Here is a 12,350-nt window from a genome sequence, read left to right on the forward strand (position 1 = left end):
CCACCCGACCAGGATCCGGATCATAAAGACCCGCCACATCCCAACCCCGATCCACCGGAAACTCCGACACCGCGTCGTGCCCGCCGGAGACGACGTCCCACAGCTGCTCCGGGGACGACACCCCGCCCGGGAAACGGCAGGCCATTCCCACGATCGCGATCGGCTCGCGATCGGCCTCCTCCAGCTCGCGCACCCGCTGGGTGGCCTGACGAAGCTCGGCTGTCGCCTGCTTCAGAAAATGGCGCAGCCGGTCCTCGTTCGACATGCGAGCTTCCTCCTGGCCCTCGGGCATCAATGCGGTGTCCTGGGATGGCTGGGAACTCAGGAAAAACCGAACTCCTTGCCGAGCAGATCGAACATCTCCTCGTCACTCGCCTCGTCCAGCCCGGCGGACCCGGCCCCGGCGAGCGAGCGCAGGATGGCCCGCAGCCGGGTCTCGACCGAGGCCCGCACCTCGTCGGGGGGCTCCGCCGCGGCCAGCGCCGCCTCGAGGCTGCCGAGGCCGGCGAGCACCGGGTCCGCCACCACCTCGGCGGGCAGCAGCAGGCCGCGCAGGTACCGGGCGAGCGCGTCCGGTGTGGGATGGTCGAAAACGACCGTGGCGGGCAGCCGCTCCCCGGTGGCACGGCCGAGCCGGTTGCGGGTCTCGACCGAGGCGAGGGAGTCGAAACCGAGATCGGTGAACGCCCGGTCCGCCGGGATCTGTTCGGCCGACGCGTGCCCTAGCACCGCGGCGACCTCCGTCCGGACCAGCTCCAGGACGACGCGGTGCCGGCCGTGCTCGGGCATGGCGCCGAGCCGTTCCCGCAGCGACGCCCCACCCGCCGCCCGCGGTCCGCCGTTCTCCGACGCCGCGGCGCTGTCGCCGCCCGCGGCACCCCCGAGACCGGTGCCGCCGCCGGGGATGCCGGCGAGCGCCGCGCGCGCCTCGGGAATCTCGTCGACGAGACGGGTCGGTCGGCCCGCGGGGAACGCCGCGACGAACCGATCCCAGAGCACCCTGACCAACGCGACGCAGGGCTCCTGCCGGCCGACCACCTCGGCCAGCGCGCGCAGCGCCTCGTCGGGGGCCAGCGTGGGCAGGCCGTGCCGGGCCAGCCGCTCGCGGACCCGCGGTTCGTCGGCCATCCCGGCGCCGGCCCAGGCTCCCCACGCCACCGAGGTCGCGGGCCGGCCCCTGGCCCGGCGGTGCTCGGCGAGCGCGTCCAGGTAGGCGTTCGCGCCCGCGTAGCCGCCCTGCCCGGCGTTCCCCCAGGTGCCCGCGATCGAGGAGAACAGCACGAAGGCGTCGAGCGGCCGGTCGCCCAGCAGCTCGTCCAGGTGGGCCGCGCCGGCGGCCTTGCCCGCGACGACGGCGGCGAGGCCGGCCGGGGTCGTCTCCTCCAGCACGCCGCCGGTGCCGGCGCCGGCCGCGTGCACGACCGCGGTGAGCGGGCACTCCTCCGGAACCGCCGCGAGAACACCGGCCAGCGCGGCTCGGTCCGCCGCGTCGCAGGCGGCCACCGTGACCTGGCAGCCGTGCGCGGCGAGCTCCTCCACCAGCTCCGCGGCGCCCGGCGCGGCCGGCCCGCTCCGGCTCGTCAGCACCAGGCGCTCCGCGCCCTGCGCGGCGCACCAGCGGGCGACCGCCGCACCGAGCGCACCGGTCCCACCGGTGATCAGCACCGTTCCCCGCGGCTGCCACCGTCGCTCGTCAGCGCCGGTGGCGGCGCGCACCAGCCGCCGGCCGAAGGCCCCGGCGGTCCGCAGCGCGACCTGGTCCTCGCCGGTGGTGCCGGCCAGCACGGCCACCAGCCGCTCGGCCGAACGCTCGTCGAGGGAGCGCGGCAGATCCAGCAGCCCACCCCACCGCGCCGGCGCTTCCAGGGCGGCGACCCGGCCTAGACCCCACACCTGCGCCTGCGCCGGGTCGGTGACCGGGTCGGTGACCGAGGTCGAGACCGCCCCCCGGGTGACGCACCACAGCGGGGCGGGCACACCGGCGTCGCCAAGCGCCTGCAGGAGCGCGACGGTGCCGGCCAGCCCGGCGGGTAGCACCGGATGAGCCGGGAGCGGCGCCGTGTCGAGGGCGACCAGCGAGAGCACCCCGCGGACCGCGCGGGCGCTGCCGGCGTCGGCACTGCCGGCGCCACCAGCGTCGGCGCCACCAGCGGTGCCAGTGCCGGTACCGATATCGGCGGCGCCGGGAACGGACGTCCCGACGAGCTCGGTGACGCGGGCGGCCAGCGACCGCCGGTCGACGTCCGCGCTCACCGTGAGCCGCACCACCCGGGCGCCCCGGCGTTCCAGCGCCTCGGCGCACTCGGTGACCAGGCCGTCGGTGACCAGGCCGTCGGTGGCCGGCCCGGCCGGGGCCACCAGCAGCCAGGTTCCTGACAGCGCGGGTGGCGCGGAGACGGTCAGCGGCGTCCAGACCGTCCGGTAGACCAGGTCGTCCAGACCGGCCGCCTCGCGCCGCCGCCGGTGCCGGGACACCAGCGCCGGCAGCACGGCGCGCAGCGGCGCGTCCTCGTCGACGCCCAGCGTGCCGGCCAGATCGCCGAGATCCGCGCGCGCCACCGCGTCCCAGAAGGCGGTGTCCTCCGCCGGGGCAGCCGGCGCACCCGCGCCGCCCGACCCGACGGGAGCGGCAGGACCGACCGCGGGGGCGAGCCAGTACCGCCGCCGTTGGAAGGCGTAGGTGGGCAGGTCGGTCACCCGTGCCCCCGCGAAGAACGCAGCCCAGTCGACACGGGTGCCGTTGGCGTGTCCCTCGCCGAGCGCCGTCACCAGGCAGTGCTCCTCGGGACGGCCGGCCCGCAGCGCCGGCACGAACACCGCGTCCCCGTCCGACAGGCACTGGCGTCCCATCCCGGAGAGCACTCCGGCCGGCCCCAGCTCCAGGAAGGTCGTCGCCCCCCGCTCGTGCAGGCAGGCGACGGCGTCGGCGAAGCGCACCGGCTGCCGGGCCTGCCGCACCCAGTAGTCGGGGTCGCACAGCTGCTCGGCGGACGCGACCTGCCCGGTCACCGTGGAGACGACCGGGACGGCCGGCGCCCGGTACCGCAACGTGGCCGCGACCTCCCGGAAGGCCGCCAGCATGGGGTCCATCCGCGAGGAGTGGAACGCGTGCGCCACCCGGAGCCGGCGGGTACGGCGTCCGAGGGCCTCGGCGCGGGCGGCGAGCGCGGTCACCGCGTCCTCGTCACCACTGATCACGACGGAGTCGGGGCCGTTGACAGCGGCGATCCCCACCCGGCCGGGGCCCGGCGGGTCCGCCTGAGCCTCCTCCTCGGCCAGCCATGCCAGGACGTCCCGCTCGGTCGCCTGTACGGAGACCATCGCCCCACCCGCGGGGAGCTCCGCCATGAGACGGCCGCGTGCCGTGACCAGGGCGCACGCGTCTGCCAGCGAGAGCACCCTCGCGACATGGGCGGCGGCGATCTCACCGACGGAGTGCCCGGCGACGAAGTCCGGGGCGACGCCCCAGGAGCGCAGCAGGTCGTGCAGGGCGACCTCGAGTGCGAACAGCGCGGGCTGGGTGTGGTCGGTGCGGTCCAGCAGCGGCCCGTCGGCGAGCACCTCGTCGAGTGGCTGGTCCAGGTGCGGATCAAGGTGCGAGCGGGCGAGGTCGAAGGCGCGCGCGAACGCCGGGAAGCGTTCGTACAGCTCCCGGCCCATGCCGGGGCGCTGCGAGCCCTGACCGGTGAAGAGCATCGCCGTCCGGCCCGGCGACCGGACCGTGGTGCGGACGATCCCGGCGGCGGCCGTGCCCCGCGCGAGCGCGGCCAGCCCGCGCGACGCGCCCGCCAGGTCGTCCGCGACGACGACGGCCCGGCAGGCCAGCGCGGCCCGGCCGGTCGCCAGCGAGAACCCGACGTCCGCCGCGAGCTCGGGCCCGGCGGCGGGGATGCCGGCGAGGTGGGCCGCCAGGCGGGCGGCCTGCGCCCGCAGCGCGTCCTCGGAGTGCGCGGAGACCAGCCACGGCACGACCGTCGGGGCGGTGCCCACTGGCGGCCCCGGGTCCGCGGCCGCGTCGTCCGGGTGGTCGGTCTCCTCCTCGAGGATGACGTGGGCGTTGGTGCCGCTGATCCCGAACGAGGACACCCCCGCCCGACGGAGCCGCCCCGCCTCCCGCGGCCACGCGACCGGCTCGGTCGCCAGCCGCACCGCGCCAGCGGTCCAGTCGACCCGCGGCGACGGCGCGTCGACGTGCAGCGTGCGCGGCACCGTCCCGTGCCGCAGCGCCTCCACGATCTTGATCACCCCGGCCACGCCGGACGCCGCCTGGGTGTGGCCGATGTTCGACTTCACCGACCCCAGCCACACCGGACGCCCCGCCGGCCGGTCCCGTCCATAGGTCGCCAGCAGCGCCTGCGCCTCGATCGGGTCCCCCAGCACCGTCCCGGTGCCGTGCGCCTCGACGACGTCGACCTGTTCCGGGCCGAGCCCCGCGTCGGCCAGCGCCGCCCGCACGACCCGCTGCTGCGCCGGGCCGTTCGGCGCCGTCAGGCCGTTCGACGCGCCGTCCTGGTTGACCGCGCTGCCCCGCACGACCGCCAGCACCCGGTGCCCGCCGCGTCGCGCCGCGGACAGCCGCTCCACCACGAGGACGCCGACGCCCTCGCCCCATCCGGTGCCGTCCGCCGCCGCGGCGAACGCCTTGACCCGGCCGTCGCGGGCCAGCCCCCGCTGCCGGGCGAACTCGACGAAGGTCGTCGGGCCGGCCATCACGGTGACGCCGCCGGCCAGCGCCAGCGTGCACTCGCCGGAGCGCAGCGCGCGCACCGCCAGGTGCAGCGCCACCAGCGAGGACGAGCACGCCGTGTCGACCGTCACCGCCGGCCCCTCCAGGCCCAGCGTGTACGCCACCCGGCCCGACGCGACGCTGCCCGCGCTGCCGGTGAGCAGGTAGCCCTCCGAGTCCTGCCCGGCCCGCGAGCCCGTGGCGTAGTCGTGGTAGCTCAGGCCGGTGAACACACCGGTCGGGGTTCCGCGCAGCGACGAAGGGTCGAGGCCGGCCCGCTCGAGCGCCTCCCAGGACACCTCCAGCAGCAGTCGCTGCTGGGGATCCATGGCCAGCGCCTCACGCGGGGAGATCCCGAAGAACTCCGCGTCGAAGTCACCCGCGTCATGCAGGAACCCGCCCTCCCGCACATAGCACCGGCCCGGACGGCCGGGCTCCGGGTCGTAGAGCCCGTCGACGTCCCAGCCGCGGTCGGCCGGGAAGCCCGAGACCGCGTCGCCGCCGTCCGCCAGCAGTCGCCACAGCTCCGCCGGGGACGACACCCCACCCGGGTACCGGCACCCCATGCCCACGATCACAACCGGGTCGTCCGAGCCGTCGTCGTCGGCGTGCCGGGACGGCGGTGGGGACACGGCCGCGTCCGGCACGTCCGCCGCGTCGTCCAGCAGGACGGCCCGCAGCCGGTCGGCGACGGCCACCGGGGTGGGATGGTCGAACAGCAGCGTCGCCGGCAGGCGCAGGCCGGTCGCCGCGGCGAGCCGGTTGCGCAGCTCCACCGAGGTCAGCGAGTCGAAGCCGGCGTCCTTGAACGCCCGGGACGGGCCGACCGCCTCGGCCGCGGCGTGCCCGAGCACCGCCGCGGCGTGCGCCCGGACAAGCTGGACGAGCAGGTCGTGCCGCTCGGGCGCGGACACCTCGCGCAGGCGGCGGACCAGGCCGTCCGACGCACCCGCCGGGACGAACGCGCCCGGCGCGGTGGACGCGGCCAACCCGACGACCGCGCCCGGACCGGTGGACGTGCCCGCCGCCGCGGTCCGGTCGGCCTGCGCAGCGACGGGGACGAGACCCCGCAGGATCACCGGGAGCGTCCCGGCCGCCGCGTGGGCGCGCAGCGTGGCGCCGTCGAGGCCCACCGGAACCAGCGCGGCGTCCCGGACGGCAGGAGCGGCGCCGGGGCCGCCCGGGGTGGGCGGCCACCCGGCCAGCGCCCGGTCGAACAGGTCGAGCGCCTCGGACGTCTCCAGCGGGCGCATCCCCGTGCGGGCCATCCGGCGCAGGTCGGCGGAACCGAGCCCGGCCGTCAGCCCGCTGCGCCGCGCCCACAGCCCCCAGGCGAGCGAGGCGGCCGGCAGCCCACGGGCGGCCCGCCGCGCGGCGAGCGCGTCCAGGAACGCGTTCGCCGCCGCGTAGGCGCCCTGGCCGGCGCTGCCGAAGGGCGCCGCGGCCGAGGAGAACAGCACGAAGGCGGACAGGTCGAGATGCGCGGTGAGCTCGTCCAGGTGCAGCGCCGCGTCGGCCTTGGGCCGCAGGACGGCGTCGACCCGCTCCCCCGTCAGGGCTGTAACGACGCCGTCGTCGAGCACTCCCGCGGCGTGTACGACCGCCCGCAGCGGACGTCCGGCGGGAACCGCCGCGAGCAGGTCGGCCAGCGCCCGGCGGTCGGCCACGTCGCACGCCGCCACGGTGACGCTCGCCCCGAGCTCGGTGAGCTCCGCGACCAGCTCCGGGGCGCGCCCGCCCCGCCCGGCCAGCAGCAGGTGGCGCACGCCGTGCCGGGTGACCAGGTGCCGGGCGACCAGCCCGCCGAGCGTGCCCGTCCCACCGGTGATCAGCACGGTTCCCGCCGGGTCCCAGCGGACGCCGTCACCAGCCGGGCCAGCCGGCGCGGCTGGCGCGGCTGGCGCGGCTGGCGCGGCTGGCGCGGCTGGCGCGGCTGGCGCGGCTGGGGCGAGTCTCGGTACGAACGCGCGACCGGCGCGCAGGGCGAGCTGCGGCTCCCCCGCCGCCAGCGCGGCCGTGACCGCGGCGGGCGCGACGGCCGCGGAGTCCTCGTCGTCGTCCAGGTCGAGCAGGACGAACCGCCCGGGATGCTCGGACTCCGCCGAGCGCACCAGCCCCCACACCGCGGCGGCTGCGAGATCGGTGACCTGCCCGCCGGGCTCCCCCTCCACCGCCCCGCGGGTCGTCAGCACCAGCCGGGCGGCGGCGAGGCGGTCGTCGGCCAGCCAGGCCTGGATCAGCGACAGCGCCCACCGCACGGCCGCGTGCACCACGCCGACCGGGTCGGTGCCCGTCGGATCGGCGGCGGCTGCCCGTGGCAGGCCGACGACCACCCGGTCAGGGGCCAGACCGCCCGTCACGGCCAGCGCCGCCAGCTCCGCACCGAGCGCCGAGGCATCCCAGCTCGCCGGGGTGCCGAACGCGGCAGCGCTCACCGGGGCCCCCTCGGCGACCACCGGCAGCGGGGTCCACTCCGTCCGGAACAGCGATCCCGCGACCGGGTCACTCACCCGGGTCGGTTCCGCCGGGGCGTCGGCGCCCAGCCAGTAGCGGCGGTGCTGGAAGGCGTAGGTCGGCAGGTCCACCCGACGGCCCCCGGCGACCAGCGGTCCCCAGTCGACCTCGGCGCCCCGGACCCACAGCTCGGCGGCGCTCGCGGCCAGGCGCCGCAGGCCGCCGTCGTCGCGGCGCAGCGATCCCACCGCGACGGCGCCGTCCGCTCCGGCGGCCAGCGCGCTCTCCGCCACCGCCGGCGTCAGCACCGGATGCGCGCCGACCTCCAGGAAGAACCGGCAGCCCTCGTCCAGCAGCTCCCGGACGGCCGGCGCGAACAGCACCGGCGACCGCAGGTTGTCGAACCAGTACGGCGCGTCCAGCTCGCCGGGCTCCGTCATCCGCCGGCCCGTCACCGTCGAGAAGAAGGGGATGCGCGGAGCCGCGGACCGCAGGCCCGCCAGCTCCCGCAGCAGGCTCGCCCGCAGCGGCTCCACCCGGGAGGTGTGCGAGGCGTAGTCCACCGCGACCCGCCGTGCCCGCGCGCCGCGAGCCGCGCAGAACGCGACGACCTCCTCCAGCGCCGCGGTCTCGCCGGCCACCACCGTCGACGCCGGACCGTTGACGGCCGCCACCTCCACCCGCCCGTCCCACCGTTCCAGGAACCCCTCCACCTCCGCCGCCGGCAACGCCACCGACACCATTCCCCCGGCATCGCCCCCGGCGATTCCCCCGGCGCCCCCGACGGCGCCCGTCCGACCCCCGCCCCCGGCCAGCTCGGCGGCGATCAGCCGGCCGCGGACGGCGACCACCCGGGCCGCGTCCGGCACCGACAGCGCCCCCGTCACGCAGGCGGCGGCGATCTCCCCCTGCGAGTGCCCCAGCACCACATCCGCCCGTACTCCCCACGACTCCCACACCGCCGCCAGGCCCACCATCACCGCCCACGACACCGGCTGGACCACCTCGACCCGCTCCAGCCATCCCGCGCCCGAGACGCCGCGCAGGACGTCCACCACCGACCAGTCCACGAAGCCGGCCAGCGCCCGGTCGCACTCCGCCACCCGCTGCGCGAACACGGCGGACGAATCGAGCAGCTCCACTCCCATGCCCAGCCACTGCGCGCCCTGCCCGGGGAACACCCACACCACCCGGCCGTCACCCGCGCCGTCACCCGCGCTCGCGCACACCAGATCCGCCGCCGGCTCGCCCCCGGCCAGCGCGCCCAGCGCGGCGTGCCGGTCGGCGCCCAGCACCACCGCCCGGTGTTCGAGCGCCGCCCGGCCCCGCACCAGCGAGAAGCCCACGTCGGCGACGGAGCCGGGACCCGGCCGCAGGAAGGCCGTCAGGCGACCGGCCTGGGCGCGCAGTCCCGCCTCCGAACGCGCCGACAGAACCCACGGCACCGCCTCGGTGGGCACCGGTGCGGGACGGGACGCGGCCCCGGCCCCCGAGCCGGCGCCGCCTTCGCCGACCGGCCCGAGCCCAGCCTCGGCTTCGGCCTCGGGTTCGGGTTCGGGTTCGGGCTCCGGTTCGGGCGCGGGGGCCTCCTCCACGATCACGTGCGCGTTCGTGCCCGAGACGCCGAACGACGAGACTCCCGCCCGCCGCGGGCGGTCCGTCCGCGGCCAGTCGACGTCCGCGGTGAGCAGCCGGACGTCGCCGGCGGCCCAGTCGACGGCGGCCGTCGGCTCGGCCGCGTGCAGGGTCCGGGGCAGCACCCCGTGACGCAGCGCGAGGACCATCTTGATCACGCCACCGACCCCCGCGGCCGACTGCGCGTGCCCGATGTTCGACTTCAGCGACCCCAGCCACAGCGGCCGGTCCGCCGGCCGGCCGCGCCCGTAGGTCGCCAGCAGCGCGTCCGCCTCTATCGGGTCGCCCAGTGCCGTCCCGGTGCCGTGCGCCTCGACGGCGTCGACGGTCTCCGGCGCGAGCCGGGCGTCGGCCAGCGCCTGGCGGATCACCCGTTCCTGCGCGGGACCGTTGGGCGCGGTGAGCCCGTTGGACGCGCCGTCGGAGTTCACCGCGCTGCCCCGCACCACCGCGAGCACCGGATGCCCCAGTCGGCGTGCGTCGCTGAGCCGTTCGAGGAGCAGGACGCCGACACCCTCGGCGAGACCGAAGCCGTCACCGCCCGCGGCGAACGCGCGGCAGCGGCCGTCCGCGGACAGCGCGCGCTGGCGGCCGTACTCGGTGAAGACCAGCGGGGTGGACATCACCGCGACGCCGGCCGCCAGCGCGAGGGCGCACTCGCCGCCGCGCAGCGCCCGCGCCGCCAGGTGCAGCGCCACCAGCGAGGAGGAGCAGGCGGTGTCGACGGTGACGGCGGGGCCCTCCAGCCCGAGCGTGTACGCGACCCGGCCGGACAGCACGCTGCTGGCGCCGCCGGTGCTCAGGTAGCCCTCGACCTCGGTGGGGACGTCACGCAGCCGGGAGACGTAGTCCTGGTAGATGCTGCCGACGAAGACCCCCGTCCCGCTGCCCCGCAGTGCGGACGGATCGATACCGGCCCGCTCGACCGTCTCCCACACGACCTCCAGCAGGAGCCGCTGCTGGGGGTCCATCGCCAGCGCCTCCCGCGGCGAGATCCCGAAGAACTCCGCGTCGAAGCCGGCGGCGTCGTGGAGGAAGCCACCGTGGCGGGTGTAGGTCGTGCCGGGCCGGGTGCCGTCCGGGTCGTAGAGGGCCGGCAGGTCCCAGCCGCGGTCGGCCGGCAGACCGGTGATCGCGTCCCGGCCGGTGGCGACGAGCTCCCACAGGTCCTCGGGCGAGTGGACGTCGCCCGGGTAGCGGCAGCCCATCCCGACGATCGCGATCGGCTCGTGCGCGGCGGCCTCGAGATCGCTCAGCCGCCGCCGCGTCCGCCGGAGATCCGTCATGACCTTCCTGACGTACTCCCGGAGCCGATCCTCGTTGGCACTGGACATCGGTCAGGTCTCCCAGCGTCGGGCTGATCAGGGCGGACGGGTCACAGCGCGCCGAGCTCCCGGTCGATCACCTCCAGCATCTCGTCGTCGGTCATCGACTCGAAGTCGTCGCCGTCCTCCCCGGCGGGGACGTACGTGCCGCCGGCGGGCGCGGCCCGGGTGTCGGTCCACCGCCACAGCAGGGCCTGCAGCCGCTCGGTGAGCACGGACCGGTCGCCCTCTGCGGCCATGCCGAGCGCGGCTTCGAGGCGGTCCAGCTCCGCCAGGGCGGCGGCGGTGCCCGCCCGTCCCGGCTCGAGCCCGGCCCGCAGGTAGCCGGCCAGGGCCCGCGGCGTCGGATGGTTGAAGACCAGTGCGGCCGGCAGGCGCAGCCCGGTGACGGCGGTCAGCCGGTCGCGGAGCTCGACCCCGCTGAGCGAGTCGAAGCCGAGATCGCGGAACGCGCGGTCATCCGCGACGGCCGTCGCACCCTCGTGGCCGAGCACCGCGGCCGCCTGAGCACGGACCAGTTCCAGCAGGGCCTGCTCCCGGTCGGGCCCGGCGAGGCCGGCCAGCCGCCGGGCGAACGAGGAGGCGTCGGGCTGGTCCGCGTCCGCGGCGGCCCGCCGGGCCGGAATGACCGGCACCGGCACGGCTGCCGCGGGCGGCGGCCCCGGGGGTGCCACCGCGGGTGCCGGGGAGGCCGGCCGGAGTGCCAGCGTGCCCTCGGCGACCGGTTGGCCCGTGCCGTCGGCGAGAGTCACGGCCACCTCGTCGGCGCCGGCCGGCGACAGCCGCACGCGCAGCGTCGACGCGCCGTCCGCGAGCACGCGGACGGCGCTCCAGGAGAACGGGCGCAGCCGCCGCGGCCCCAGCTCCGGATCGAGCACGAGCGGCTGGAAGGCGGCGTCGACAAGCACCGGATGCAGGGCGAACCGCCGGGCCGTCCCCCGCAGCGGTTCGGGCAGGCCGACCTCGGCGAACAGCTCCGCATCGCGGCGCCACACCGCACGCACCCCGTGGAAGGCCGGGCCGTAGTCCACGCCCGCCGCGGCGAGGCGCGGGTACAGGTCGTCGACCGGGACGGGACGCGCTCCGCTCGGCGGCCACACGACCAGGTCGAACGCCGGGTCCGCGGCGATGCCGCCCGGGGCCCGCACCGCGAGCGCGCCCCGGGCGTGCCGGACCCACGGCTCCCGCGGCCCCTCCGGGTCCCCCGGCCGACTTCGACCGTCCGGACGCGTGTAGACGGCCAGCGAGCGCCGGCCCGCGCCGTCGGGCGGACCCACCGCGACCTGCACGTGGACGCCGCCGTGCTCGGGAACGACCAGGGCCGTCTCAAGGGTGAGCTCGGCGACCTCGTCGCAGCCGGTCTGGTCCGCGGCCTGGACGGCCAGCTCGAGGAACACGGCACCGGGCAGCAGCGCGGCGCCGCCAACCGTGTGATCGGCGAGCCAGGGATGCGAGCCCCGTGAGAGCAGACCGGTGAGGAGCAGCCCACCGGTGTCGACCAGCGGTACCACGCCGCTCAGCATCGGATGGTCGGCGGGCCGCACGCCCGGATCGGGCGCGCCGCCACGCACCGCGGGCGCGTCGGGCCAGTAGCGCTGGTGCTGGAAGGCATAGGTCGGCAGCTCGGCCGGGCGGCCCCCGGCCACCAGCGGCGCCCAGTCCACCGGGACGCCCTGGACCCACAGCCGCGCCGCGGCCGCCGCCAGCCGGTCCGGCCCGCCGTCGCCGCGCCGCAGCGACCCCACGACCACAGCGTCGGGGACGCCGGCCGCCTCGGCCGTCTCGGTGATCGCCGCGGTCAGCACCGGATGCGGGCTGATCTCCACGAACACCCGGTGCCCCTCGGCCAGCAGCCCGCGCACCGCCTCGTCGAAGCGCACCCGCGACCGCAGGTTCCGGAACCAGTACTCCCCGTCCAGCGCCCCCGGCTCCACCGGACGTCCCGTCACCGCCGACCACATCGCCACGTCACCCGGGCGCGGGGCGATGCCGGCGAGCTCCGTGGTGAGTCGGTCGCGGACCCGGTCCACCTGCGCCGTGTGCGACGCATAGTCCACCGGCAACCGACGCACCCGAACACCCTCCGCCTCCCACACCGCCAACAACCCGTCCAGCGCCGCAGGCTCCCCAGCCACCACCGTCGCCGACGGCCCGTTCACCGCCGCCACCTCCACCCGACCAGCCCCCACCCGCAGCCGCGCCTCCACCCC

The 12,350-nt window shown here is 77.3% G+C and carries 3 protein-coding genes; all 3 read right to left on the reverse strand.

Annotated elements, in window-relative coordinates; translation table 11 throughout:
* Positions 1 to 265: beta-ketoacyl synthase N-terminal-like domain-containing protein (locus MXD62_RS22050; protein WP_248831389.1), on the reverse strand; the 265-nt coding region annotated here is incomplete at its 3' end.
* A gap of 56 nt (positions 266 to 321) precedes the next feature.
* The gene (locus MXD62_RS22055) at positions 322 to 10,149 is read right to left on the reverse strand and encodes a type I polyketide synthase (protein WP_248831390.1); all 9,828 of its coding nucleotides are present in this window, start codon (positions 10,147 to 10,149) and stop codon (positions 322 to 324) included.
* A gap of 41 nt (positions 10,150 to 10,190) precedes the next feature.
* The coding region (locus MXD62_RS22060; protein WP_248831391.1) for an acyltransferase domain-containing protein at positions 10,191 to 12,350 on the reverse strand (2,160 nt) is incomplete at its 5' end.

The sequence above is a fragment of the Frankia sp. Mgl5 genome, from assembly GCF_023242985.1.
GTDB classification, from domain to species: domain Bacteria; phylum Actinomycetota; class Actinomycetes; order Frankiales; family Frankiaceae; genus Parafrankia; species Parafrankia soli.